General features: G+C 71.6%; 26 protein-coding genes. 13 read left to right on the top strand and 13 right to left on the bottom strand.

All coding sequences use genetic code 11. From position 1 onward, the window contains the following. Positions 1 to 39: 39 nt before the first annotated feature. The 5 genes from CP970_RS40925 to CP970_RS40905 all read right to left on the bottom strand — a co-directional run bounded on the left by CP970_RS40925 (position 40) and on the right by CP970_RS40905 (position 3,966). Complete coding sequence (locus CP970_RS40925) at positions 40 to 714, bottom strand: urease accessory protein UreF (protein ID WP_055546790.1); 675 nt, start codon at positions 712 to 714, stop codon at positions 40 to 42. Positions 715 to 766: 52 nt separating this feature from the next. Next, positions 767 to 2,488, bottom strand: coding sequence for an urease subunit alpha (locus CP970_RS40920; RefSeq protein WP_055546793.1), 1,722 nt, complete (start codon positions 2,486 to 2,488; stop codon positions 767 to 769). Next, entirely contained in the window at positions 2,481 to 2,828 is a 348-nt protein-coding gene (locus CP970_RS40915) for an urease subunit beta (RefSeq protein WP_055546795.1), read from the bottom strand. Before CP970_RS40915 ends, CP970_RS40920 begins: the two co-directional genes overlap by 8 nt. A 16-nt stretch (positions 2,829 to 2,844) precedes the next feature. Next, positions 2,845 to 3,147, bottom strand: a complete 303-nt coding sequence (locus tag CP970_RS40910; RefSeq protein WP_055546815.1) for an urease subunit gamma — start codon at positions 3,145 to 3,147, stop codon at positions 2,845 to 2,847. Between the two features lie 198 nt (positions 3,148 to 3,345). Further along, complete coding sequence (locus CP970_RS40905; RefSeq protein ID WP_055546797.1) at positions 3,346 to 3,966, bottom strand: TetR/AcrR family transcriptional regulator; 621 nt, start codon at positions 3,964 to 3,966, stop codon at positions 3,346 to 3,348. Positions 3,967 to 4,145: 179 nt separating this feature from the next. Here CP970_RS40905 and CP970_RS40900 point away from each other — a divergent pair, with 179 nt between their 5' ends. Further along, positions 4,146 to 5,162, top strand: a complete 1,017-nt coding sequence (locus CP970_RS40900) for an ABC transporter permease (RefSeq protein ID WP_150494612.1) — start codon at positions 4,146 to 4,148, stop codon at positions 5,160 to 5,162. 840 nt (positions 5,163 to 6,002) lie between these two features. On the opposite strand, the gene CP970_RS40895 is transcribed toward CP970_RS40900, so the two are convergent. Beyond that, positions 6,003 to 6,281 (bottom strand): type II toxin-antitoxin system Phd/YefM family antitoxin, encoded by a 279-nt coding sequence (locus CP970_RS40895; RefSeq protein ID WP_055552176.1) that lies wholly within the window; start codon positions 6,279 to 6,281, stop codon positions 6,003 to 6,005. Positions 6,282 to 6,342: 61 nt separating this feature from the next. Then, positions 6,343 to 7,056 (bottom strand): GNAT family N-acetyltransferase, encoded by a 714-nt coding sequence (locus CP970_RS40890; protein ID WP_055552174.1) that lies wholly within the window; start codon positions 7,054 to 7,056, stop codon positions 6,343 to 6,345. 198 nt (positions 7,057 to 7,254) lie between these two features. Here CP970_RS40890 and CP970_RS40885 point away from each other — a divergent pair, with 198 nt between their 5' ends. From CP970_RS40885 to CP970_RS40875, 3 genes are all read left to right on the top strand, one after another. Continuing rightward, positions 7,255 to 7,911 (top strand): ATP-dependent Clp protease proteolytic subunit, encoded by a 657-nt coding sequence (locus tag CP970_RS40885; RefSeq protein ID WP_055552178.1) that lies wholly within the window; start codon positions 7,255 to 7,257, stop codon positions 7,909 to 7,911. A 7-nt stretch (positions 7,912 to 7,918) separates the two neighbouring features. Then, positions 7,919 to 8,224, top strand: coding sequence for a hypothetical protein (locus CP970_RS40880; RefSeq protein ID WP_055552171.1), 306 nt, complete (start codon positions 7,919 to 7,921; stop codon positions 8,222 to 8,224). Between the two features lie 591 nt (positions 8,225 to 8,815). Then, entirely contained in the window at positions 8,816 to 9,289 is a 474-nt protein-coding gene (locus CP970_RS40875; protein ID WP_055552167.1) for a C40 family peptidase, read from the top strand. A gap of 46 nt (positions 9,290 to 9,335) precedes the next feature. Here CP970_RS40875 and CP970_RS40870 read toward each other — a convergent pair whose 3' ends face one another. Continuing rightward, positions 9,336 to 9,953, bottom strand: a complete 618-nt coding sequence (locus CP970_RS40870) for a LysE family translocator (RefSeq protein WP_055552165.1) — start codon at positions 9,951 to 9,953, stop codon at positions 9,336 to 9,338. A gap of 150 nt (positions 9,954 to 10,103) precedes the next feature. On the opposite strand from CP970_RS40870, the gene CP970_RS40865 reads away from it, so the two are divergent. Next, entirely contained in the window at positions 10,104 to 11,015 is a 912-nt protein-coding gene (locus tag CP970_RS40865) for a LysR family transcriptional regulator (protein WP_055552164.1), read from the top strand. A 19-nt stretch (positions 11,016 to 11,034) separates the two neighbouring features. Here CP970_RS40865 and CP970_RS40860 read toward each other — a convergent pair whose 3' ends face one another. After that, positions 11,035 to 11,487, bottom strand: coding sequence for an ATP-binding protein (locus CP970_RS40860; RefSeq protein WP_055552163.1), 453 nt, complete (start codon positions 11,485 to 11,487; stop codon positions 11,035 to 11,037). A 275-nt stretch (positions 11,488 to 11,762) separates the two neighbouring features. On the opposite strand from CP970_RS40860, the gene CP970_RS40855 reads away from it, so the two are divergent. Beyond that, complete coding sequence (locus CP970_RS40855; RefSeq protein ID WP_055552162.1) at positions 11,763 to 12,626, top strand: helix-turn-helix domain-containing protein; 864 nt, start codon at positions 11,763 to 11,765, stop codon at positions 12,624 to 12,626. Positions 12,627 to 12,635: 9 nt separating this feature from the next. After that, positions 12,636 to 12,860: a DUF397 domain-containing protein gene (locus tag CP970_RS40850; protein WP_055552160.1), complete on the top strand. Its 225-nt coding sequence runs from the start codon at positions 12,636 to 12,638 to the stop codon at positions 12,858 to 12,860. Positions 12,861 to 12,895: 35 nt separating this feature from the next. On the opposite strand, the gene CP970_RS40845 is transcribed toward CP970_RS40850, so the two are convergent. Next, complete coding sequence (locus tag CP970_RS40845) at positions 12,896 to 14,068, bottom strand: 8-amino-7-oxononanoate synthase (RefSeq protein WP_055552157.1); 1,173 nt, start codon at positions 14,066 to 14,068, stop codon at positions 12,896 to 12,898. 120 nt (positions 14,069 to 14,188) lie between these two features. Here CP970_RS40845 and bioB point away from each other — a divergent pair, with 120 nt between their 5' ends. From bioB to CP970_RS40825, 4 genes are all read left to right on the top strand, one after another. Further along, the gene (gene bioB, locus CP970_RS40840) at positions 14,189 to 15,424 is read left to right on the top strand and encodes a biotin synthase BioB (RefSeq protein ID WP_055552155.1); all 1,236 of its coding nucleotides are present in this window, start codon (positions 14,189 to 14,191) and stop codon (positions 15,422 to 15,424) included. Then, positions 15,417 to 16,706 carry an adenosylmethionine--8-amino-7-oxononanoate transaminase gene (locus CP970_RS40835; protein WP_055552153.1) on the top strand — a complete coding sequence of 430 codons (1,290 nt, stop codon included), beginning with the start codon at positions 15,417 to 15,419 and terminating at the stop codon, positions 16,704 to 16,706. Before bioB ends, CP970_RS40835 begins: the two co-directional genes overlap by 8 nt. A 1-nt stretch (position 16,707) precedes the next feature. Beyond that, on the top strand, positions 16,708 to 17,442 hold the full coding sequence (gene bioD / locus CP970_RS40830) for a dethiobiotin synthase (RefSeq protein WP_224058986.1): 735 nt from the start codon (positions 16,708 to 16,710) through the stop codon (positions 17,440 to 17,442). Positions 17,443 to 17,644: 202 nt separating this feature from the next. Beyond that, positions 17,645 to 18,316, top strand: coding sequence for a class I SAM-dependent methyltransferase (locus tag CP970_RS40825; RefSeq protein WP_055549933.1), 672 nt, complete (start codon positions 17,645 to 17,647; stop codon positions 18,314 to 18,316). A gap of 23 nt (positions 18,317 to 18,339) precedes the next feature. Here the strand turns inward: CP970_RS40825 and CP970_RS40820 are convergent, their stop codons facing one another. From CP970_RS40820 to CP970_RS40810, 3 genes are all read right to left on the bottom strand, one after another. After that, entirely contained in the window at positions 18,340 to 18,702 is a 363-nt protein-coding gene (locus CP970_RS40820; RefSeq protein WP_055549957.1) for a VOC family protein, read from the bottom strand. 106 nt (positions 18,703 to 18,808) lie between these two features. Then, positions 18,809 to 19,180: a hypothetical protein gene (locus CP970_RS40815; protein ID WP_055549935.1), complete on the bottom strand. Its 372-nt coding sequence runs from the start codon at positions 19,178 to 19,180 to the stop codon at positions 18,809 to 18,811. 3 nt (positions 19,181 to 19,183) lie between these two features. Next, positions 19,184 to 19,453, bottom strand: coding sequence for a hypothetical protein (locus CP970_RS40810; RefSeq protein WP_055549937.1), 270 nt, complete (start codon positions 19,451 to 19,453; stop codon positions 19,184 to 19,186). A 165-nt stretch (positions 19,454 to 19,618) separates the two neighbouring features. Between CP970_RS40810 and CP970_RS40805 the strand changes: the two genes are divergently transcribed. Both CP970_RS40805 and CP970_RS40800 read left to right on the top strand, forming a co-directional pair. Next, positions 19,619 to 20,449: an ABC transporter ATP-binding protein gene (locus CP970_RS40805; RefSeq protein ID WP_055549939.1), complete on the top strand. Its 831-nt coding sequence runs from the start codon at positions 19,619 to 19,621 to the stop codon at positions 20,447 to 20,449. Between the two features lie 12 nt (positions 20,450 to 20,461). Further along, on the top strand, positions 20,462 to 23,026 hold the full coding sequence (locus tag CP970_RS40800) for an ABC transporter permease (RefSeq protein ID WP_055549941.1): 2,565 nt from the start codon (positions 20,462 to 20,464) through the stop codon (positions 23,024 to 23,026). Positions 23,027 to 23,077: the final 51 nt, after the last annotated feature.

The raw sequence follows: 23,077 nt of genomic DNA, 5'->3' as shown, positions 1-23,077 counted from the left end.
GGGGTCCGGGGCACAGCCCCGCGACATCAGCCAAGCCAGCTAGGAGGCGAACAACCGCACAGGCCAAGCGGCATGCGCCTCCGCCCCGATCTCCAGAAGCGGCGCCGACCCCGCGGGCAACGCGCCGACGCCGTCGTCCAGCACACGCGCCGCCGCGTCGACCGCCTGGCGCACCACGCGGTCGACGTCCGGGGCGAGCCGGGCAAGGACCGCCGTGGCGTCGAAGGGATCGAGGCTCAGCAGCCGCACCGTCGCGGTCGCGGGCCCGCTGATCCCTTCGTACGCCGAGCAGTACGCCGCGTCCTCGGGGCCGAGCCCGGCCGCGCGGGCGGTGAGGCCGAGCACGACGGGCTGATGCGCGCCCTTGGGGAACCGCCGTGCCAGCGCGTCGAGTTCCGGGTCCGGCCAGGTGGCCCGGGCGGCCCGCATCATCTGCCGCCCCAGGCGCCGCGCGGCGATGCGCAGCGCCAGGGACGGCGTACGGGCGTCCGCCGCCACGTCCAGGTCCACCGGATCGACGCCGAGGGCGGCGGCCGCCGCGAGGGCGGCCGTCACCAGGCCGGTGGTGTGCAACCGGCCCCGGCAGAAGGACTCCAGGCTCGCGGCGCCGGTGACGCGGCCCGTCTTGACGGCCTCTTCGGCCCCGCCGGAGTGGGCGTGCCCGCCGGCGGGGAAACGTCCGTCGGCCAGGACGAGAAGTGCTGCTCGTGACATGTGATCGTCGCCAGGTGAGTTGAGACCGTCGAAACCTCGGTGGTCGAAGCCGTCAGAAGAGGAAGTACCGCTGCGCGAGCGGCAGTTCCGCGGCGGGCGACGGTTCGACGAGCTCGCCGTCGATGGTGACGGCGAAGCTGTCGGGGGCGACCTCGACCCGGGGCAGCGCGTCGTTCTCGTACATGTCCGCCTTCGAGCGGCCGCGCGTCGAACGGATCGCGGTGAACTGCTTGTCCAGGCCGAGGCGTTCGGGCAGTCCGTCGTCGAGGGCCGACTGGGTGACGAAGTTGATCGAGTTGAGCGCGGGGGCCCTGCCGTGCGCGCCGTACATGCGGCGCGGCAGGATCGGCTGCGGGGTCGGGATCGACGCGTTGGCGTCGCCCATCTGCGCGTACGCGATCTGGCCGCCCTTGAGGACCACCTGCGGCTTGACGCCGAAGAACGCCGGTTCCCACAGGACCAGGTCGGCGAGCTTGCCGGACTCCACCGAGCCCAGCTCGTGGTCGATGCCCTGGGCGACGGCCGCGTTGATCGTATACTTGGCGACATAGCGACGTGCGCGGTGGTTGTCGGCGCGTATGTCTCCGGGCAGGTAGCCCCGGCGCCGCTTCATCACGTGCGCGGTCTGCCACGTACGCATGATCACTTCACCGATGCGTCCCATGGCCTGGGAGTCCGACGACATGATCGAGATGGCGCCGATGTCGTGCAGGATGTCCTCCGCCCCGATGGTCGTGGGCCGGATGCGGGACTCGGCGAAGGCGAGGTCCTCCGGGACGGCCGGGTTGAGGTGGTGACAGACCATCAGCATGTCGAGGTGTTCCTCGACGGTGTTGACGGTGTGCGGCCGGGTCGGGTTGGTGGAGCTCGGCAGCATGTTCGGCAGCGAGACGGCCGTGATCATGTCGGGGGCGTGGCCGCCGCCCGCGCCCTCGACGTGGAAGGCGTGCAGGGTGCGGCCCGCCACGGCATCGAAGGTGGCGTCGACGAAGCCCGCCTCGTTGAGGGTGTCCGTGTGGACGGCGAGCTGGGCGCCGGTCTCCTCGCAGACGTTCAGACAGGCGTCGATGGTGGCGGGGGTCGCGCCCCAGTCCTCGTGGATCTTGAAGCTGACGGCGCCCGCGCGGAGTTGGGCGTGCATGGACTCGGCGTTGACGGTGTTGCCCTTGCCGAGGAAGCCGATGTTGACCGGGCTGGATTCCAGCGCGGCGAACATCCGGGCCAGGTGCCAGGCGCCGGGCGTGATGGTGGTCGCCTTGCTGCCCTCGGCAGGGCCCGTGCCGCCGCCGAAGAGCGTGGTCACGCCGGAGGCGAGGGCCTCGTCGACGATGGTCGGCGAGATGAAGTGGATGTGGGTGTCGATGCCGCCCGCGGTGAGGATCTTGCCGTTGCCCGCGATGATCTCGGTCTCCGGGCCGATGACGAGCTCGGGGTGGACACCGTCCATCGTGTCGGGGTTGCCGGACTTGCCGATGCCGGTGATGCGGCCGTCCCTGACACCGATGTCAGCCTTGACGATGCCCCAGTGGTCGATGGTCACGGCGCCGGTGATGACGGTGTCGGGGGCGCCTTCGGCACGGGTCGTCCGCGACTGGCCCATCGACTCGCGGATCACCTTGCCGCCGCCGAACACCGACTCGTCGCCGGAGCGTCCCGGCCCGCCGGAGCGGTCCTCCTCGATCTCGATCAGCAGATCCGTGTCGGCGAGCCGGATGCGGTCGCCGGTGGTGGGGCCGAACAGATCGGCGTACGCGGCACGGGACAGCTCAGGCATCGAGGGCACCTCCGGTCTCTCCGCGTAGACCGGGCACGATGCGCTTGCCGGCCAGCGGAACGAGTTCGACGTCAACGGGAATTCCGGGCTCGAAGCGCACGGCGGTTCCCGCGGCGATGTTCAGCCGCTTTCCGTGCGCGGCGCCGCGGTCGAAGTCCAGACCCGGGTTGGCCTCGGCGAAGTGGTAGTGGGAGCCGACCTGGACGGGGCGGTCGGCGGCATTGAGGACCGTGAGGCGGGTGACCTCGCGGCCCTCGTTGAAGGAGACGGGGTCGTCGGCGAAGAGGATCTCGCCGGGGATCGTTCCCCGACCCGTGACAGCGTGCGCTGCGGCATGCATGAGGCGCGGTCCCCCGTCAGACGATCGGATCGTGGACGGTGACGAGCTTCGTGCCGTCCGGGAAGGTGGCCTCGACCTGGACGTCGTGGATCATCTCGGCGATGCCCTCCATGACGTCGTCGCGGGTGAGCACCGCGCGCCCGGAGGACATCAGTTCCGCGACGGTACGGCCGTCGCGGGCGCCTTCGAGGATGTGGGAGGTGATGAGCGCGATCGATTCGGGGTGGTTGAGCAGCAGCCCCCGCGCCCTTCGCTTCTCGGCCACATCCGCGGCCACATGGATGAGCAGTCTCTCCTGCTCGTGCGGGGTCAGTTGCACGCGTCCCACCTCACAGTCCTAGCTCCGAACCGTGCGGGGTCCGGCTGCCGCGGCCACCGCGACAGATATAGATGTAACACACAGCGAGTGCGCATGATCTACGCACCCTGGCTACGAAATCCGCTGGTGGCGTGGCATGGGAGGGTAGTTGGGAGGAGTTTCAACGAGGTTAACCAGCCATTGACCGGCTCATGACTATCAGCTGGGGAGATCCATACTCACCAGCCCTCGCAGGCCGTTCTGCAGCATGTCGACGGCGACGTCGTCGAACAGGGCATACTGGGCGGCGAAGCCCTGAGCCACGGCGATCATGGTCCGCGCGACATGGTCGGCGGGTACGTCGGAGGACATCATTCCGGCCTCCTGGTACCCCTCGACGACCCGCACCCACGCGGCCCGCACCCCGATGTACCCCTCGCGGATGAGGCCCGACAGGTCGTCGTTGCGGAGCGTCTCCGTCCACACCTGGATCATCAGCCGCGGGTAGTACGACTTGGCGCCGTCCGCGAGACCCGGCTTGAGGTCGAGGACGTTGCCGAGGACCTCGCCGACCAGCTCGTGCGGAGGGGGCGGCGGACTCTGCTCGGCGGCCGCCTCGAAGACGCCCCGGATGTCGTCGAGCACCTCGGCGACGATCGCCTCGATCAGCTCCTCCTTGCCGCGGAAGTAGCGGTAGACCGCGCCCGCCGAGAGGCCCACCTCCTTCAGCACGTCCTGCATCGACGTGGCGTGGAAGCCGTTGCGCGCGAAGCAGAGCGCCGCGCCGTCGAGGATCTGTCGACGTCGCGCGTCGAGGTGCTCTTGGGATACCCGGGCCATGGGCTCAACGTAAAACGAACATTCATTCTTGACAAGCGAGCCGCCGCCCCGGGAGAGTGAATGGCGTAAAACGAAGGTTCATTCTCTTTGCCGGTTCAGTCGCCTCGCAGGTTCAGTCGCTTCGCACGGCGGCCCGGGACCATTCGTCGCCGGGCGACCCTTTCGCGGAGGAGCACCCCATGACCACGCCGCCCGCCACCGCGCCCCCGCAGGCGCGTCAGATCGTGATGGTGGCCGTTCTCGTCCCCGTCCTCGCGGCCCTCGCGCTCTGGGCCTTCGCGTGGCCCGCCGCGCGGACGGCGCCCCGCGATCTGCCGCTCGGCGTCGCGGGACCGGCCGCGGCGGCGGGCCCTTTGACCCAGCAACTCCAGCGGCAGCAGGGGGCGTTCGAGGTCCATCGGTACGCCGATGAGGGCGCGGCCCGCGACGCCATCGAGGACCGGGCCGTGTACGGCGCGGTCGTCGCCACGCCCCAGGGGCCGAAGCTGCTGACCGCGTCAGCCGCGAGTCCCGTCGTCGCGCAACTGCTTCAGCAGGCGGTGCAGCGTCAGGCTCCGGAAGGCAGGGCGGTGCCGACGGTCGACGTGGTGCCCGCGCCCGAGGCGGATCCGCGGGGCTCTGCCCTCGGGGCCAGCGTGCTGCCGCTGGCGATCGCGGGGGTCGCGGCCGGGGCGCTCGTGACGTTGCGCGGTCTCCGTGGCATCCGTGCGGTGGTCGCCCTCGTCGTCGCCGCCGCGTTCGTGGGAGCGGTCACCGCCGCGCTCACGCACAGCTGGCTCGGCGTGCTCACCGGCAACTGGTGGGCGGAGGCGGGGGCGTTGGGCCTGTCCACTCTCGCGGTGAGCGCCACCGTCGCGGGGCTCGCCGCGCTGCTCGGACCCGTGGGGATAGGGATCGGCGCCCTGTCGATGGTGCTGCTCGGCAACCCGTTCTCCGGCGTGACGTCCGCGCCGCAGCTGCTGCCCGAACCGGTCGGCACCATCGGCCAGTTGCTGCCGCCGGGGGCGGGCGGCTCCCTCCTGCGCTCGGTCTCCTTCTTCGACGGCGCGCGAGCCTTCGGCCCTGCCCTCACGCTCGCTCTGTGGGCCGCCCTCGGCTTGACGGCCGTGGTGCTTGGCGCGGCGCTGCGGAGACGGCGTTCACCGGCGGCCGCCGAGCAGCCCTCGGCGCGGGCCGAGGCGGCGCGGGTCAGCTGAGGCGCGCCCGCGCTGCCGCGAGGACGGCGTTCCTCGGCAGCCGCCGAGCGGCCTGCGGTCCGGGCCGAGGCGGCGCGGGTTACCTGAGGCGCGCCCGCGCTGCCGCGAGGACGGCATTCCCCGGCAGCCGCCGAGCGGCCTGCGGTCTGGGCCGAGGCGGCGCGGATCAGCTGAGCCACCCCCGCGCAAGCATTCGGCCCCGCCCTGCGGGCCGCCCTCGGCCTGCCGGCCGTAGCGCTCGGCCCGCTGCCGCGAGGACGGCATTCACCAGCGGCCACCGAGCCGCCCGCGGTCCGGGCCGAGACAGCGCCAGTCGGCTGAGGCGCGCCAGCGCTGCTGCGAGAAAGGCGCCCCTCGGAGGCCACCGAGCGGCCCGCAGTCCGGCCCGAGACGGCACCGGTCAACTGAGGCACACCCCCGCGCGAGCCTTCAACCCCACCCTGTAGGCCACCCTCGGCCTGACCGCCGTGCTGCTCGGCCCGCTGCCGCGAGGACGGCACTCACCACCGGCCACCGAGCCGCCCGCGGTCCAGCCCGAGACAGCGCCGGTCAACTGAGGCGCGCCCGCACTACTGCGAGATAGATGCCCCTCGGAGGCCACCGAGCGGCCCGCAGTCCGGCCCGAGACGGCACCGGTCAACTGAGGCACACCCCCGCGCGAGCCTTCAACCCCACCCTGCAGGCCACCCTCGGCCTGACAGTCGCGCTGCTCGGCACGCTGCCGCGAGGACGGCACTCACCAGCGGCCCGTGGTCCGGCTCGAGACGGTGCCGGTTAGCCGAGGCGCACCCCTCCCCGCACCTGAACTTCCCTCTCCTAGCAGTGGAGTTGGGTGTTCAGTCAGGTCGCGCCCGGACCCCGATGCTCCGCCGCGATGCCGAATCGGTGCGGTTCGGCGGGGGACGACGACGTGCTGCCGAGCGAGGTGACCGAGCTGATGGTGTGCTCCTCCGGCTCCTGCGCGAGCCCTTCGAGGCGCTCCAGGTCGGCGGCCGAGACCAGTGCCACGAGTGGCTTGCCGTGCCGGGTCACGACGACCCGCTCGCCGCCGTAGACGACGCGGTTGATCAGCTCGGCGAGCTCTGCCCGGGCTTGCGTCACCGGAATCTCGTAGGCCATGCACCCAGCTTAAACGGCGCCTCAGAAACCCGTTCCCCGCGCGCGGGGCGTACCCCCTCGCTCAGCGCACCGTCCAGATCCACCCCAGCGGTGTGAGGCCGAGAGCGCGGGCCACGCCCCGCGAGGCGTGGTTGTCGATCGTGGTGCTGTAGAAGAGCACGTCCCTGCGCGGGCCCTCGCGGCGCGCCCATGCGGCGACCGTGGCCGGTGCGAGGCCACGGCCCCGGTGGTCCGCGCGGGTCCAGATACCCGCTTCCGCGGCGCGCGTGTTCGCGGCCGGGGTGTGACAGATCGACACGGGCTCGCCGTCGCGTACGGCCATGACCCACTCCCCCGCGGCCCCGGCGATCAGCTCCGCCCACTCGCCGGGCTGCCAGTTGTCGGGACGCCTCAACTTCCTTGCGGCGCCACGCCCTTCGGCATCCGAGACCAGCAGCGGAAAGGGCGCGGGTCGATGCGTCGCCAGGCGGTCGGGGAAGGTGAAGCACGGGCCGCCCTGGACCCCGACCGGCTCGCCCGGCGTCTGCAGGGCCGCCGCGATGCGCGTCAGTACGACGGGCGTCTCGCCCGGAGCGTACGGCTGAGCCGAGCCGTCGGCCGTCCCCGGATCCTCGACGTCCGGGCCCAGCGCCAGCAGCCGCGCTCCCGGCGACCAGGACCAGACGGCCCGCACCGACGGGTCCGTCACTCTCGCGCACACCCCGGCCCGCCCCGGAGCGAGGCCGTGGATGACGTCGACCTCCAGCGCGAGCAGGTCCTTCTCGTTCCGTTCCATGACCCGCCCCGACCCCTCTCGCCCTTCCCTCGGCATGGCCCGTCGAGCGTACGCGAGGGCTCCGCCCGCGCCACGAGGATTACGGACCCCTCCCCACCGCGAACGTACGTCCTGTACATTTTTTACAGAGTGCTGCGGAGAGATGCGAAGAGAGGCCGTCCCATGAACCGTCCGTCGAACCACCCGCTGAGCCGCCCGCTGAGCCGCCCGTCCGCCCGTTACGTCCTGCCCCAGTTCACCGAGCGCACGAGTTCGGGGACGCGGACCCTGGATCCGTACTCCAAGCTCCTCGAAGAACGGATCGTCTTCCTCGGCACCCCCATCGACGAGACGTCGGCGAACGACGTGATGGCGCAGTTCATGCACCTCGAATACCTGGCGCCGGACCGGGACATCTCGCTCTACATCAATTCCCCCGGCGGCTCCTTCAGCGCGATGACCGCCCTGTACGACACGATCCAGTTCGTCGCCTGCGACGTGGAGACGACCTGCCTGGGGCAGGCGGCGTCGTCCGCCGCCGTGCTGCTCGCCGCGGGCACGCCCGGCAAGCGTTTCGCGCTACCCGGCGCGCGCGTGCTCATCCACCAGCCGTCCGTCACCGAGCCGATCCACGGGCAGACGAGCGACCTCACGATCCAGGCCGACGAGATCCTGCGCACCCGGCGGCTCCTGGAGGAACTGCTCGTACGGCACACCGGACAGAGCCCCGAGCGGATCAGCGCCGACATCGAGCGGGACAAGATCCTCGATGCCCCCGCGGCCGTCGAGTACGGCCTGGTGGACCGCATCATCCCGAGCCGCAAGAGCACACTGACCACGCACGAGGGCGCACCGTCCGCGCGCGAGGGAAGGTGAGCCCGGCATGCTGCCCGACCTCCCGCCCCTGCCCGCGCTGACGCGCGCCGAGGCAGAGTTGGTCGACCGCTACCTCGAAGTCGTCGACCTGGTCGGCCGGATCAACCCGGCCAGGGGCGAACTCACCTACGGCGGGCTGCGCGCGGCCCAGGCGCTCGTGAGCAGCGCGACGGCCCTGCGGGACGCGCTGACGCTGATGCACCGGCGCGGCGAGAGCGAAGTGCACGCGCCGACGCTGGCCCGTGCGCTGCGCGTGCTCGACGGCGAGCGCCGGACCCGCCGGGTCACCGTGCCACCCCCGTCGCAGAGTTGATCAAGCTCTTCGCCCAGATCTCCGTGGCGGTCCGCCCGTTGGCCGCCGCCGGAGGCCCGGAATCCGCCGCGCCGCACTCTTCGGAACGTCCGGAGGCGTGTTGAAACGGACCAGACGAGCTACCCCGAACGGCGTAGCCGAGGGTCCGCCAGGGCATGGCCGAGAGTTGCGTCAGGCGCCTACGAAGAGTGCGGAACGAACCATTCCGGTGCTGGTCGAACCGTCGTCGACCACCGGGACGGCCTCCCCTTTCGGGCGGTGTCCACCTGAACGGGTCAGTCGTGAGGAGCCTCACAAAACGCCGTTTCGGCTCGGTTTTTTCGCCCTTGTCGGGTCAAGATCCTCTCCGACGACAAGCCCCCGCCACAGCGGCGGGGCGGTCCGGGCGGACGCCGAGTCCTGCCGCCACCCGGATGACCGGTCGACATCGGTGCAACGGCAGGAGTGGAGGACCCAAGCACGGCGGGCCCGTCCGGAAGGTCCGGACGACGCGCCCTTGGGGTGAAGCCGCAGAGCACGACGCGGCCGGGCATCTTCGCCTGCCCGAACCCGACAGGTCATCCTTCACAGGCGGCTGACGAAGGGTTGCGCATGACTGCGCTGAATCATGTTCCGTCGCTGCTCAGCAGGACAGGGGCCGCATCGGCCCTCACGCTCGCCGTCGTAGGCGGCACGGTGGTGGCCCCCGGGCTCACCGGGGAAGCACAAGCGGCCACTCACGGGACGAAGGCGCTCAAGATCGCGGCTTCCAAGAAGGGCTCGCCCTACCGTTACGGCGCGGTGGGACCCAACCGGTTCGACTGCTCGGGCCTGACGCTGTACTCGTTCAAGAAGACGGGCAAGAAGCTGCCGCGCACCGCCGCCGCGCAGTACAACAAGACCAAGCACATCTCCAAGTCCCAGCGGACCCGCGGCGACCTGGTGTTCTTCCACTCCGGCAGGAACGTCTACCACGTCGGGATCTACGCCGGTAACGGCCGCATCTGGCACGCGCCCAAGCGGAACACCGTGGTGCGCCTGGAGAGGATCTGGACCAAGAGCGTCTGGTACGGCAGGGTCCGCTGACCCTCGCCCCACCGGCCTGACTCCGAGCACTCCGGAGTGCTCGGAGTCAGGCCAGGACAGGCTCCACCAGGAGTACGAGACCCAGCACGCCGAGCGCCGCACCGGTCACCGCCTCGATGGCGCGGGCCGTGCGGGGCCTGCGCAGCCACCTGCCGAGCCGGTCGACGAGCAGCGCCACCACCGGGAACCACAACAGGGCGAGCGCCACGACGATGGACGCGAGCAGCAAGGTCCTGGGCATCGCGGGACTGCCCGCGGGCACGAACTGGGGCAGCACGCTCAGGAACGTGATCGACGCCTTGGGGTTGAGGGCGTTGGTCAGGAAGCCCTCCCGCAGACCGCCCGCCCGCACCGTCACCACGTCCTGCGCCATGTCGCGCGGTCGTGCCGCTGAGCGCAGCGCGCGGTAGGCGAGGTACAGCACATAGGCGGCGCCGACCAGTTGGAGCGCCCGGAAGAGCGCGGGGACCGCGGCGAGCACCGCGGCGACACCCGCGACCGCGAGGGCCGTGTGCACCAGGAGTCCGGCCGCGACCCCGATCGCACTGGCCACGCCCGCCCGCCGCGAGACGAGTGAGTTGCGTACGACGACGGTGAAGTCGGCACCGGGCATGGCGACCATGCCCGCCGCGAACAGGGTGAAGGCGACCAGTTGTGCGTCCATGCCGCCCAGCCTGCCGGTCCTGAGCCTTCAACGGGTATGTGGAATATCCTGACTGTGCCTTAAGCAGTCGTTTACCCACACCCACTCCGGGTTCCGGGCGGCCTGCCGCCCACCGCCGTACGCGCGTCCTTCGCGGCGCAGGGAGCTGCCATGTACGACCCCACGCGGCTCGCCGCACTCGTCGCGGTCTCCGAGGCCGGTTCGATCACGCGGGCCGCCGAGCGCCTCGGCTACACCGTGCCCGCCCTCTCCCAGCAACTGGCCAAGCTGGAGCGGGAGGCCGGGACGTCGTTGCTCGTACGCCATCACCGCGGGGCGCGGCTGACCGGCGCGGGCGAACTCCTCGCGGCCAGGGCCCGCCGGGTGCTCGACGAGATGGAGCGCGCCCGGCACGAACTCGCGCAGCTCGCGGGCCTGTCGGGCGGCAGGCTCCGCGTCGGCACCTTCACGACCGCCGGGATCCATCTGCTGCCGCCCGTCCTGACCGCGTTCCGCAGGGCCCACCCGGACGTGGAGCTGACCGTCGCGGGCTACGAACCGCCGTTCGGCGTCGCGGCGGTGGCGGCGGGCGAGGTCGATCTGTCCCTCACCCACGCCTACGAGCCCGCCGACACGGTGCCGCTGCCCGCCGCCGTCTCGGCCGAGCGGATCCTGGTCGAGGAGCTGGTCCTGGTGACGCAGCCGGGGCACGCCCTTGCGAGCGGGACGGCAAGGCTGCCGCTGCGGGCGCTCGCCGGGCAGCCGCTGATCAGCATGGCGCCGACGCATCCGCCCCGGCAGGCCGTGGAGCGGGCGCTCGCGCGGGCCGGTGCGACGCCCTCGGTGCTGGTCGAGACGCCGGGCTACGCCCTGGTGTGCGCGCTGGTCAGCGCCGGGCTCGGCATCGCCGTGGTGCCGGAGATGGTGGCGCGCACCGCCGCGACACCGGTCGGCATGCGCCTGCTCGAACCCGGTGACCTGCGGCGCACCATCTCCGTCGTCCACCGGACCGACGAGTCGACCGCCGCCGCGGACTCCTTCAGGGCGCTGCTGCGCGGGACCTACGGGCGTTCGGCGGGCTGAGCCGGGGCGGCGGGGGAGGTCAGTGGGCCGGGTCGCGGGGCCTGTCCTTGACCGGGGCGGTCCACGGCAGGGCGATCCAGACCGTCTTGCCGCCCTCCTCCGTGGGGCTGACCGACAGCCTGCCGCCGCACTCGGCGGCCAGCCAGCGGATGATCACCATGCCGCGGCCGTTGTCCTGCTGGACGGCGGCGGGCAGCCGCTTGGGGTAGCGGGGGTGGCTGTCGGTGACGCCGATCCGCAGCTGTTCGTCCCGGTCGAGCTCCAGGCCCACGGTGAAGGTCGGCGACTGGCCGAGGGTGTGCTGCACGGCGTTCGTGGCGAGCTCGGAGACGATCAGCCTGATCGTGTCCGCCACTTCGGCCTCTCCTGGCAGGCCCCACTCCATGAGCACCCGCGAGACGTACTTACGGGCCGCGGGGACCGAGGCAGGATCGCTCGGCAGGGTGACGGATGCTTCCTGGTGATCTGCCATGGCGACGCTGTCCCTTTCCCACCGGGACTGGTCTCGCCGACTCGTGGCGGATGACTCGAGGACAATCCCGGACTGGTGCTTCGCGCCAGCCTGCCACTCCTTGGCCGGTCACGGGTGGCGATCCACCGAGATGTGCATATATCTGTCGCTCGAAGCGGTGAACTCTGCAACGACAGACCGTATTTGGGCGGGACACCGGCACTTCCTCTACTGTCGCCTATTGCCCCCCGCCCAGCCGCCGCCTCGCCGACGGCTCCGTCCGGAAGGAGACGGACATGCAGTACGGGCCCGCGGTGCGCCGCCGCCAACTCGGCGCGGAATTACGCGCCCTGCGCGGCCTGGCCGGACTCACCAGCAGCGAGGCCGCGGCCAAGGTCGGCTGGCACCAGTCGAAGGTCAGCCGGATCGAGACGGGCCGCAGTGGCGTGAAGGCCCCCGACGTGCGCCTCTTGCTCGATGCGTACGACGTGAAGGACCCCCATCTCATCGAACGCCTGGCCGCGTTGGGCGGCTCCGAGGAAGCGGGCACGGGGCGCCACCACTGGTGGAAGGCCTACCGCGACCTGCTGCCCGCGACCTATCGCGACTTCATCAGCCTGGAATCGCAGGCGAGTTGGCTGCGCACCCTGGAGACCAGTGTCGTGCCGGGCCTGCTGCAGACCCCGGACTACGCGCGCGCGGTGACCAGGGCCGCGCTCGGCGGGCTGCCGGAGGACCAGGTGAAGGCCCTGGTGGAGGTGCGTCTGGCCCGGCAGGACGTGCTGCGCGCGGATCCGCCGCTGCGGCTGAGCGTGGTGCTCGACGAGGCGGTGCTGCGCCGCCCGGTGGGCGGGGAGCGGGTCTTCGCGGGGCAGCTGGCGCGGTTACGGGAGACAGCACACCTGCCCCACGTGCGACTTCAGGTGCTGCCGTTCGCCGCGGGAGAGCACGTGGGCCTGATCGGGCCTTTCGTTATCTTCTCATTTCCGAACATTGCTGATCTGGATCTGGTTGTTCTCGACCATTTGACGAGTAGCCTCTACCTCGAACGGAAAGAAGACCTCCAGGCATACACGGAGGCCTTCAACTCCCTTCAGGAACAGGCGCTATCACCAGAGGACTCAACGGATTTCATCGCCGGGCTAGGCGATGGCGCATAAGGAGGCACCATGACAGCACTGCCTCGACACCTACCTTCCAGCACCACACTGCACGGTGCGCGGTGGCAGCGCAGCAGTCGCAGTAATGGAATGAACAACTGTGTCGAGACGGCCACGCTCGTCTCGGGTTCGCTGACCGGCCTGCGTGCCGTGCGCGACTCGAAGGACACGGCAGGGCCCGCCCTGCTCTTCTCCCCCGGCCCCTGGGAGACATTCGTAGACAGCCTCCGGTGAGCAGACCCCGGCCCCGACCGGGCCGGGACCGGTTCTTACCCGGGTGCGTTGCGGCTGATCACTCGTACGGCATCGGCGATCTGTTCGCCGGTGAGATCCGCACGGGCGGTCAGCCGCAGTCGCGAGATGCCGTCCGGCACGGACGGCGGCCTGAAGCACCCCACCGCAAGGCCCGCGGCCCGGCAGTCGGCCGCCCACCGCACGGCCTCGTCCGGCGACGGCGCCCGTACGGACACGACGGCGGCCTCCGGACGCACCGCCGAAAGGCCCTCCGCCGTGAGCAGCCGGTACAGCTCGGCGGCGACCTCCCGCGCCCGCGCCGCACGCTCCGGCTCGGCGCGCAGCAGCCGCAGGGCGGCCAGCGCGGCGCCGGCCGACGCGGGCGCGAGCCCGGTGTCGAAGATGAAGGTGCGGGCCGCGTTCACCAGGTGCTCGATGACCTTGGCGGGACCGAGCACGGCGCCGCCCTGGCTGCCGAAGGACTTCGAGAGCGTGAGGGTCACCACGGTGTCGGGCGCACCGGCCAGCCCCGCCGCGTACGGCGCGCCCCGGCCGCCGGTCCCCAGCACGCCGAGTCCGTGGGCGTCGTCGACGACGAGCCCCGCACCGAACTCCCGGCACATGGTGGCCAGTTCGGCGAGCGGGGCGGCGTCGCCGTCCACCGAGAACACCGAGTCGGTGACCATCAGGGCGGGGCCGCCGTGGGCGTCCAGCGTCTTGCGCACCGCGTTCGGGTCGGCGTGCGGCACCACCTGCGTCGCGGCGCGGGCGAGGCGGCAGCCGTCGATCAGCGAGGCGTGGTTGCTCGCGTCGGAGACGATCAGGGAGCCGTGCGGGGCGAGCGCGGTGAGGGCCGCGAGGTTCGCCGTGTACCCGGAGGAGAACACCAGCGCCGCCTCGGCGCCGCAGAATTCCGCCAGTTCACGCTCCAGCTCGGCGTGCAGCTCCGTCGTGCCCGTCACCAGGCGCGAGCCGGTCGCGCCGCCGCCCCAGCGCCGGGCCGCCGCGGCCGCGCCCTCGGCGATCGCGGGGTGCCGGGTCAGGCCCAGGTAGTCGTTGCTCGCCAGGTCCAGGAGGCCGCCCGGGTCGGCCGCGCGGGAGCGCAGGGTGCGCACGAGACCGGCCGCCGACCGTAGCCTGGCCTGCTCGTCGAGCCAGTCGAACGGTGCGCTCGCCGGTTGCGCCACACGGGGCCTGTTTGTAGACATTGCACAGACCCTAGCCGTCCGGCCACCTGGCCAGGGTGTGGCAATACCCACACCTCAAAGCGTTTCTGTTGTACGAACTCTCCTTGGCCAGGAGGGTCGCCGTACGTAAGGATCAGCGCCATGGATCTGCTGAACACGCTGGTGGACAAGGGGCTTCGGCGCGAGCTGCCGACCCGCGAAGAGGCGCTGGCCGTACTGGCCACCTCCGACGACGACCTGCTGGACGTGGTGGCCGCCGCCGGAAAGGTGCGGCGCCACTGGTTCGGGCGACGGGTGAAACTCAACTATCTGGTCAATCTCAAGTCGGGCCTGTGCCCCGAGGACTGCTCGTACTGTTCGCAGCGGCTCGGCTCCAAGGCCGAGATCCTCAAGTACACCTGGCTCAAGCCCGACGAGGCGTCCCAGGCGGCGGCCGCCGGGGTCGCGGGCGGCGCCAAGCGGGTCTGCCTGGTGGCGAGCGGCCGCGGGCCGACGGACCGTGACGTCGACCGGGTCGCGCAGACCATCGCGGCGGTCAAGGAGGCGAACGAGGGCGTCGAGGTGTGCGCCTGTCTGGGCCTGCTCTCGGACGGCCAGGCGGAGCGCCTGCGGGGCGCGGGCGCCGATGCGTACAACCACAACCTCAACACGTCCGAGGCGACGTACGGGGACATCACCAAGACCCATACGTACGCCGACCGTGTCGACACCGTCCAGAAGGCGCACGCGGCGGGCCTCTCCGCCTGCTCGGGGCTGATCGCGGGCATGGGCGAGAGCGACGCCGACCTGGTCGACGTGGTGTACGCGCTGCGCGAACTCGACGCGGACTCCGTGCCGGTGAACTTCCTGATCCCCTTCGAGGGCACGCCGCTGGCCAAGGAGTGGAACCTCACGCCGCAGCGCTGCCTGCGCATCCTCGCCATGACCCGCTTCGTCTGCCCGGACATCGAGGTGCGCATCGCGGGTGGCCGCGAGGTCCATCTGCGCTCCATGCAGCCGCTCGCCCTGAACCTCGCCAACTCCATCTTCCTGGGCGACTACCTGACCAGTGAGGGCCAGGCGGGCCAGACGGACCTGGACATGATCGCGGACGCCGGTTTCGAGGTCGAGGGCACCGACCAGGTGACGCTGCCGAAGCACCGCGTGGACGCGGCGGCGGCCGCGGCGGCGGCCGCGGCGGCGGGCTGTGGCGGGCACGACGCGGGTGGCTGTGGTTCGCACGAGGGCGGCGGATGCGGTCCCTGCGGGAGCGCCGAGACCCCGGACGAATCGACTGCGTCCTCGAACGAGCCCGCGGCCGAAGCCAACGAGGCGCGCACGGACCTGGTGGCGGTGCGTCGCCGGGGCGCGGGAACGGACCTCGCACCCAATGCGTGACCTCTCCACCGCGGACCTGATCGCGCTCGACCGGCAGCACGTCTGGCACCCCTACGGGCCGATGCCCGGCACGCACGAGCCCTTGGTCGTCGAGTCCGCGAGCGGCGTCCGGATGCGTCTCGCGGACGGCGGGACCGAGCTCATCGACGGCATGTCGTCCTGGTGGTCGGCGATCCACGGCTACCGCCACCCCGTCCTCGACGACGCGGTGCGCGGCCAGCTGGACCGCATGAGCCACGTGATGTTCGGCGGACTCACGCACGAGCCCGCCGTCGCCCTCGCCAAGCGCCTCGTCGACATCACGCCCGAGGGCCTGGAGCACGTGTTCCTCTCCGACTCGGGTTCGGTCGCCGTCGAGGTCGCGGTGAAGATGTGCCTGCAGCACTGGCGTTCGCTCGGCCGCCCCGAGAAGCGGCGCATGCTCACGTGGCGCGGCGGCTACCACGGCGACACCTGGCAGCCGATGGCCGTCTGCGACCCCGAGGGGGGCATGCACGAGCTGTGGCAGGGCGTCCTGCCGCGGCAGGTGTTCGCGGACGCGCCGCCGCCCGGTTTCGACGCGTACGACGAGGCGTACGCCGATCACCTCCACGAGCTGATCGGGACGCACGCCGACGAACTCGCCGCCGTGATCGTCGAGCCGGTGGTGCAGGGCGCGGGCGGCATGCGGTTCCACTCCCCCGGCTACCTCCGCGCCCTTCGCGAGGCGTGCGACGCCCATGACGTCCTGCTGGTGTTCGACGAGATCGCGACGGGCTTCGGCCGTACGGGGGAGCTGTTCGCGGCCGACCATGCCGGTGTCACACCCGATGTGATGTGTGTCGGCAAGGCGCTGACCGGCGGCTATCTGTCGATGGCGGCGACGCTGTGCACACCGCGCGTGGCCGACGGCATCTCGCGGGGCGAGGTGCCGGTCCTCGCGCACGGGCCGACGTTCATGGGCAATCCGCTGGCCGCCGCGGTGGCCGGTGCCTCGATCGACCTGCTGCTCGGGCAGGACTGGCGGACCGAGGTCAAACGCATCGAGTCGGGCCTGCGCGACGGTCTGGCCGAGGCGGCCGCCCTGCCCGGCGTCAAGGAGGTCCGCGTCCTCGGGGCGATCGGCGTCGTCCAGCTCGATCACCCGGTGGACATGGCGGCGGCCACGGACGCGGCGGTACGCGCGGGTGTGTGGGTGCGGCCGTTCCGCGACCTGATCTACACGATGCCGCCGTTCGTCACGAATGACGACGACGTGGCACGGATCGCGCGCGCGGTGTGCGCGGCGGCGAAGGAGGGCTGACATGACGGTCATCGTGGTGTCCGGTACGGGCACGGAGATCGGCAAGACCGTGACGACGGCGGCGGTGGCCGCCGTCGCCCGCGCGGCCGGGCGCAGCGTCGCCGTCCTCAAACCGGCGCAGACCGGGGTCGGCCCCGACGATCCCGGCGACGCGCGGGAGGTGACGCGGCTCGCGGGCGAGGGCATCACCACCCTCGAACTCGCGCGCTACCCCGAGCCGTTGGCGCCGGACGTCGCGGCACGGCGGGCCGGACTCGCGCAGGTCCGTCCGCAGCAGGTGGCCGACGCGGCGGCGAAGCTGGCGACCGAGTACGACCTGGTCCTCGTCGAGGGCGCGGGCGGACTGCTCGTACGCCTCGACGACGAGGGCGGCACCCTCGCGGACGCCGCGCGGCTCCTGGGCGCGCCGGTCCTGATGGTCGTGACGGCGGGCCTCGGCACGCTCAACGCGACGGCGCTGACGGCCGAGGCGCTGCGGGCGCGCGGCGTGCGCCAGCTCGGCCCGCTGATCGGCAGCTGGCCGACCGCCCCCGACCTGGCATCCCGCTGCAACCTCGCCGACCTCCCCAAGGACGCGGGCACCCCGCTCCTCGGCGCGGTCCCGGCGGGCGCCGGGTCGCTCGAAGGCCCCGCCTTCCGCGCTTCGGCGGGCAGTTGGCTGGCTCCCGAGCTGGGCGGCACGTGGGACGCGAAGGCGTTCGGTGAGCGGGAGGGGGCGGGGGCGCGGGGGCGTTGAGGCCAGGGGTGAGCGGGCGCAGGCGCTGGGGCCGAGAGGCCAGGGGCACGGGCGGCTGCCGGTCACGCGGAGATTCGCCCGCAGGGGCCCGGCATGGTGGGAGCAGCCGCCCCTTCACAGGGACTCCCCGCCACCAGCAGGAGGCGAATGCCCTCCGTCGGGGCACCATGGCGGTATCCGATCGCTCCGTCGAGGAGGGTTCATGCCGCCCCGCTCCCCCAAGCCCGGCTCCCGGGACATCGTGCACCACCCCGTCTTCGCCCGCTTCTACGCCCGGCAGAGCGTGGCGGCCGAGCCCGTGATCGGCGCCCACCGCAAGGAACTGCTCGCCGGTCTGTCGGGGCGGGTGATCGAGATCGGCGCGGGCAACGGGCTCAACTTCGCGCACTACCCGGGCGCGGTCTCCGAGGTCGTGGCGATCGAGCCGGAGCGCCTGCTGCGGCGGCTCGCGGTCTCCGCCGCGCTCCGTGCCGACGTGCCGGTCGACGTCGTGCCGGGCGCCGCGGAGGCGCTGCCCGTCAAGAGCGAGGCGTTCGACGCCGCCGTCGTCTCGCTCGTGCTGTGCAGCGTGCGCGACGTGCCCCGGGCGCTCGGCGAGATCCGCCGGGTGCTGCGGCCCGGCGGCGAGCTCCGCTTCTTCGAGCACGGCAAGGCGCCGGGCACGCTGATGGCCACCACCCAGCGGATCCTCGACCGCACGGTGTGGCCGCCCCTGTTCGGCGGCTGTCACGTCGGCCGTGACCCCCTGGCGGCCCTGCGCGAGGCGGGTTTCACACTCGGCGCGCACCGGCGGTTCCTGGTGCCCGCGAAGGGGCCGCGCCTGCCTTCGTCGTACTGCGTGCTCGGCACGGCGCGCCGCCCGGACGCCTCCTGACGTCCGGGGCGGCGCGCTCTGTCTCAGAGCTCCTGGCAGAGATTGACCACGTTGCCGTCCGGGTCCTTGACGTGCGCGACGCGTTGCCCCCACGGCATGTCGTTGGGCTCCCCCGACACCGTGCCGCCCAGCGGCTCGACCCGCTTGAGCAGGTCGTCCACGCCGTCGACCCGCACGCTCAGGACGATCCGTCCGGGCTCGCCCCTCTCGGTGGCGGCGTCCGCGACGATGCCGAGCTCCGCGCCGTCGAGCGCCAGCTGGACGAAGAAGACCTGGTCGCCCTCGGGAAACCGCTCGGCCTCCTCGGCGCCGAGGAGTTCACGGTAGAAGGACACGAGGCGATCGACGTCCGGCGTCACGATGATGGGCTGGATGGCGGTGGGCATGCGTTCTCCTCCGACGAACGGGTGTGCCGCGCCCCGGAGGGCGCGGCCGGTCATCCGTAATGACCCCCGCCGGGGCGACAACTCATCGGTCGGCCGCCCCGAAAGCTCACAGGCTCCACAGGCGCAGCTGATCCGCGATGGTGTGCACGCTCGCGCCGTCCTCCTTGACCAGGCGGGCGAGATCGCGCACCTGCTCGGGCGAGGTGACGACCTTCAGGCCGCTGGAGACGAGGTAGGCGTAGGCGACGGAGGAGGCGAAGAGCGCGTTGGAGCGTTCGAGTGCGGGGATGTGGAGCAGCACCTGCAAGAGCGCCGCCGCGCGGTCGTGCGGGGTCTCGTAGACGGGCATGCCGAATATCTCGGCCTCGTGCCTGCTGATGGCGGCGACGAGGGCTCCCCAGTCGGTGACCTGGGGGTCTCCGGGCGTCTTGTGTTCGGCGATCATGAGCAGCCAGGCAAGATCGATTCTGAGGTTCAACGTTCAGTGACGACCTTCTCGGACCGGGTGGCTGCCCTCGCGGACCGGACGGCTGCCCTCGCGCTCGGGGCCGAACTCCTCGGCGAAGACGGATTCGTACTGCTTCATGAAATCGGCCGCGGCCTCGACGAACGTGTGTCCCAGTTCACCCGCGTCCTGTTTGACCAGTTCCTCGATGTAGCGGTTCACGCTCATGCCTCGGGCCAGGGCGCGCTCCCGCGCGGCCCGGGCGGTGTCCTCGTCCACCCGCACGTTCAGCTGAGTCTTCGCCATGCCATCAAGCTAGCGCCGAAACGCTAGCACCGGCAAGGGCGCCAGAACCTTGTCCCTTACATACGCTTCGGGCCACGACCTCGGAGGGATACCGGACACCCTGCGCACCCCACTACTCTCGGCGGAATTACGGGAGTTGGGACGGCCACAACCCAGGAGGCGGCCTTGTCCACACCTGCTTCGGCACCGTTCACCGGGCACTCGGGGCCCACCGCCGTCGCCGCGCGCACCCGCGGTCTGACCAAGGCCTACGGATCGGGCGAGACGACGGTGCTCGCCCTCGACTCGGTCGACGTGGACATCGCCCGCGAGCGGTTCACCGCCGTCATGGGGCCCTCCGGCTCGGGGAAATCCACACTGATGCACTGCCTGGCCGGGCTCGACAACGTATCGGCGGGCCAGGTGTGGCTCGGCGACACCGAGATCACCGGGCTCAAGGAGCGCGAGCTGACCCGGCTGCGCAGGGACCGCATCGGCTTCATGTTCCAGTCCTTCAACCTCATCCCCACGCTCAACGCCCTGGAGAACATCACGCTCCCGATGGACATCGCGGGACAGCGCCCCGACCGCGCATGGCTGGAGCACGTCATCGACACCCTCGGCCTGCGGGACCGCCTCAAGCACCGGCCCGCCCAGCTCTCGGGCGGACAGCAGCAGCGCGTCGCCTGCGCCCGCGCGCTCGCCTCCAAGCCCGAACTGATCTTCGCCGACGAACCGACGGGGAACCTCGACTCGCGCGCCGGACTCGAAGTGCTCGGCTTCCTGCGCGACGCGGTCGACAAGCTCGGCCAGAGCGTCGTGATGGTCACCCACGACCCCGGCGCGGCCGCCCACTCCGACCTGGTCCTCTTCCTGGGCGACGGACGGATCGTGGACGACATGGCGCGGCCGACGGCGGACACCGTGCTCGAGCGCATGAAGCGTTTCGACTCGCTGCACGCCGTGACACCAGGGCTGCCCCACGGACCCGCCGACAGCGCGACCGACCAGGGCTGAGGCGGGGGCGCCGTGCTGAAGGCGACGCTCAGGAGCTTCCTCGCGCACAAGGGCCGGCTGATGCTCTCCGCCCTTGCCGTCATCCTCTCGGTCGCGTTCGTCGCGGGCAGCCTGATCTTCTCGGACACCGTGACGCGCACGTTCGACCGGCTCTTCGCGTCGACGGCCGCCGATGTGACCGTCTCCCCCAAGGAGGACCTCGACGAGGCGGTGCCCTCGGGACAGACCCCGACGGTGCCCGCGAGCCTGCGGCAGCGGGTGGCGAAGGTCCCCGGTGTCGCGGACGCGCACGTCGACGCCTCGGTCCGGAACATCACGGTCGTCGACAGGAAGAACGAATCGGTCGGACCGACCACCGGCGCACCCACCATCGCCATGAACTGGTACCGCACCGACCGCAACCCCGTGGAGCTCACCTCGGGCCACGCGCCGCGCGGCAGCGGTCAGGCGATGATCGACGCGGACACGGCCGACAAGAAGGGCGTGGAGCTCGGCGACACCCTCACCGTCCTGGCGCGCCCCGGCTCGTTCAAGGTCGAGATCGTCGGCATCGCCACCTTCACCACCACCAATCCCGGCGCCGCCCTCCTGTTCCTGGACACCGCGTCCGCCCAGCGCGAGCTCCTCGGCTCGACGGACGTGGCGACGGGCATCTCGGTGACCGCCGCCGACGGCGTGAGCGACACCGCGCTCAAGCACCGGATCGCCGCCGACCTCGGCTCGCGCTACGACCTCAAGACCGCCGACGAACAGGCCGACTCCGCGGCGTCGGAGTTCGGCAGCTTCCTGGACGTCATCAAGTACGTCATGCTCGGCTTCGCCGGTGTCGCCGTGCTCGTGGGCATCTTCCTGATCGTCAACACCTTCTCGATGCTGATCGCGCAGCGCACCCGCGAACTGGGCCTGCTGCGCGCGCTCGGCGCCGACCGCAGCCAGGTGCGCCGCTCCGTACTCTTCGAGGCGCTGCTGCTCGGGCTCGTCGGCTCCACGCTCGGCCTCGCCGCGGGCATCGGCCTCGCCCTCGGGCTCATCAAGCTCATGAGCCTGCTCGGGATGAACCTGAAGTCCACGGAGATGGTCGTCGGCTGGGCGACGCCCGTCATCTCGTACGTCGTCGGCGTCGGCGTCACCTTCGTCGCCGCGTACCTGCCCGCGCGCCGGGCCGCGCACGTCTCGCCCATGGCCGCGCTCGCGGACGCCGAAATCGCCGGTGTGGGACGGCCGTTGAAGGTACGGGCGGTGGCGGGCGCGCTCGTCGGCGCGGCCGGGGCGGCCGCTCTCGTGGGCTGTGCGAGGGCGGACAAGACCTCGTCGGCGGCGTCGCTGCTGGGGCTCGGTGTCGTACTGACCCTGATCGCCACCGTCATCGCGGGCCCGCTCCTGGTGCGTCCGGTGATCCGGGTCCTCGGCGGTGCCTTCCCCGCCGTGTTCGGTTCGATCGGCCGGATGAGCCAGCGCAACGCGCTGCGCAATCCGCGGCGCACCGGCGCCACGGCCGCCGCGCTGATGGTGGGCCTCGCCCTGGTCGGCGGGCTCTCGGTGGCGAGCGCGTCGATGACCAAGTCGTTCGACCGGCAGATCGACAAAACGCTCGGCGCCGACTTCGTCGTGCAGAACAGCAACTTCATGCCGTTCCCGCAGGAGATCACGGGGAAGGTCAAGGACACCGAGGGTGCGGGACTCGTCGTACGCCAGCGGTTCACGCCCGTCAAACTGGCGATGCCCGACGGCAAGAACGTCAAGACGACCGCGTCCGGCTACGATCAGCGGCTCGACGACGTCGCCCACATCCCGTACGAGCAGGGCAGTTCGCGGGCCGCGCTCGCCACGGGCCACATCGGCATGGACGCGGACTTCGCCGCGAAGCACAAGGTCCGCATGGGCGAGGAACTGCCCGTCACCTTCCCCGGCGGGCGCACGACGAAGCTGACGGTGGGCGCGCTCACCGACGTGGACACGGCCGAGGGCTTCGGCGTCGAGGGCGGAATCTTCGTCGGGTTCGGCACGGTCGAGAAGTACGTGCCGGGCGGCCAGGACTCCGCGCTGTACGTCAACGCCGCCTCCGGCACCGGCGCGGACACCCTGCGCGACCGCCTGGAGAAGACCCTCGACCCCTATCCGCAGGTCCAGGTCCGCGACCAGGCCGACTACAAGGAGCTGATCCGCCAGCAGATCGCCGTCATGCTCTACCTCGTCTACGCCCTGCTCGGCCTGGCGATCGTCATCGCGGTGCTCGGCGTGGTCAACACCCTCGCCCTGTCCGTCGTGGAACGCACCCGCGAGATCGGCCTGCTGCGCGCCATCGGCCTCGGCCGGCGTCAGCTGCGCCGGATGATCCGCCTTGAATCCGTGGTCATCGCGGTGTTCGGGGCACTGCTCGGGCTGGCGCTCGGCCTGGTCTGGGGCGTCGCCGTACAACAGGTCCTCGCGCTCCAGGGCATGAAGGAACTCGCGATCCCGTGGAGCACGATCGTCGCGGTGGTGATCGGTTCGGTCGTCGTGGGCCTCGCGGCGGCGCTGCTGCCCGCGCTGCGCGCGTCGCGCATGAACGTACTCGCGGCCATCGCGCACGAGTGAGCGCATCGTGCGTGAACGCACTGGCCGCGCGAGTGCGCCCAGTGGTGGACT

It is taken from the genome of Streptomyces kanamyceticus (genome assembly GCF_008704495.1).
Taxonomy (GTDB): domain Bacteria; phylum Actinomycetota; class Actinomycetes; order Streptomycetales; family Streptomycetaceae; genus Streptomyces; species Streptomyces kanamyceticus.
The sequence above is the reverse complement of the archived record's forward strand: the minus strand, read 5'-3'. Positions and strand labels throughout refer to the sequence as shown.

What these genes read in the sequence shown, in the direction of transcription:
- CP970_RS40925 (WP_055546790.1), bottom strand. Translation starts at nt 714, where the DNA reads ATGTCACGAGCAGCACTTCTCGTCCTGGCCGACGGACGTTTCCCCGCC.
- CP970_RS40920 (WP_055546793.1), bottom strand. Translation starts at nt 2,488, where the DNA reads ATGCCTGAGCTGTCCCGTGCCGCGTACGCCGATCTGTTCGGCCCCACC.
- CP970_RS40915 (WP_055546795.1), bottom strand. Translation starts at nt 2,828, where the DNA reads ATGCATGCCGCAGCGCACGCTGTCACGGGTCGGGGAACGATCCCCGGC.
- CP970_RS40905 (WP_055546797.1), bottom strand. Translation starts at nt 3,966, where the DNA reads ATGGCCCGGGTATCCCAAGAGCACCTCGACGCGCGACGTCGACAGATC.
- CP970_RS40900 (WP_150494612.1), top strand. Translation starts at nt 4,146, where the DNA reads ATGACCACGCCGCCCGCCACCGCGCCCCCGCAGGCGCGTCAGATCGTG.
- CP970_RS40895 (WP_055552176.1), bottom strand. Translation starts at nt 6,281, where the DNA reads ATGGCCTACGAGATTCCGGTGACGCAAGCCCGGGCAGAGCTCGCCGAG.
- CP970_RS40890 (WP_055552174.1), bottom strand. Translation starts at nt 7,056, where the DNA reads ATGGAACGGAACGAGAAGGACCTGCTCGCGCTGGAGGTCGACGTCATC.
- CP970_RS40880 (WP_055552171.1), top strand. Translation starts at nt 7,919, where the DNA reads ATGCTGCCCGACCTCCCGCCCCTGCCCGCGCTGACGCGCGCCGAGGCA.
- CP970_RS40875 (WP_055552167.1), top strand. Translation starts at nt 8,816, where the DNA reads ATGACTGCGCTGAATCATGTTCCGTCGCTGCTCAGCAGGACAGGGGCC.
- CP970_RS40870 (WP_055552165.1), bottom strand. Translation starts at nt 9,953, where the DNA reads ATGGACGCACAACTGGTCGCCTTCACCCTGTTCGCGGCGGGCATGGTC.
- CP970_RS40865 (WP_055552164.1), top strand. Translation starts at nt 10,104, where the DNA reads ATGTACGACCCCACGCGGCTCGCCGCACTCGTCGCGGTCTCCGAGGCC.
- CP970_RS40860 (WP_055552163.1), bottom strand. Translation starts at nt 11,487, where the DNA reads ATGGCAGATCACCAGGAAGCATCCGTCACCCTGCCGAGCGATCCTGCC.
- CP970_RS40855 (WP_055552162.1), top strand. Translation starts at nt 11,763, where the DNA reads ATGCAGTACGGGCCCGCGGTGCGCCGCCGCCAACTCGGCGCGGAATTA.
- CP970_RS40850 (WP_055552160.1), top strand. Translation starts at nt 12,636, where the DNA reads ATGACAGCACTGCCTCGACACCTACCTTCCAGCACCACACTGCACGGT.
- CP970_RS40845 (WP_055552157.1), bottom strand. Translation starts at nt 14,068, where the DNA reads ATGTCTACAAACAGGCCCCGTGTGGCGCAACCGGCGAGCGCACCGTTC.
- bioB (WP_055552155.1), top strand. Translation starts at nt 14,189, where the DNA reads ATGGATCTGCTGAACACGCTGGTGGACAAGGGGCTTCGGCGCGAGCTG.
- CP970_RS40835 (WP_055552153.1), top strand. Translation starts at nt 15,417, where the DNA reads ATGCGTGACCTCTCCACCGCGGACCTGATCGCGCTCGACCGGCAGCAC.
- bioD (WP_224058986.1), top strand. Translation starts at nt 16,708, where the DNA reads ATGACGGTCATCGTGGTGTCCGGTACGGGCACGGAGATCGGCAAGACC.
- CP970_RS40825 (WP_055549933.1), top strand. Translation starts at nt 17,645, where the DNA reads ATGCCGCCCCGCTCCCCCAAGCCCGGCTCCCGGGACATCGTGCACCAC.
- CP970_RS40820 (WP_055549957.1), bottom strand. Translation starts at nt 18,702, where the DNA reads ATGCCCACCGCCATCCAGCCCATCATCGTGACGCCGGACGTCGATCGC.
- CP970_RS40810 (WP_055549937.1), bottom strand. Translation starts at nt 19,453, where the DNA reads ATGGCGAAGACTCAGCTGAACGTGCGGGTGGACGAGGACACCGCCCGG.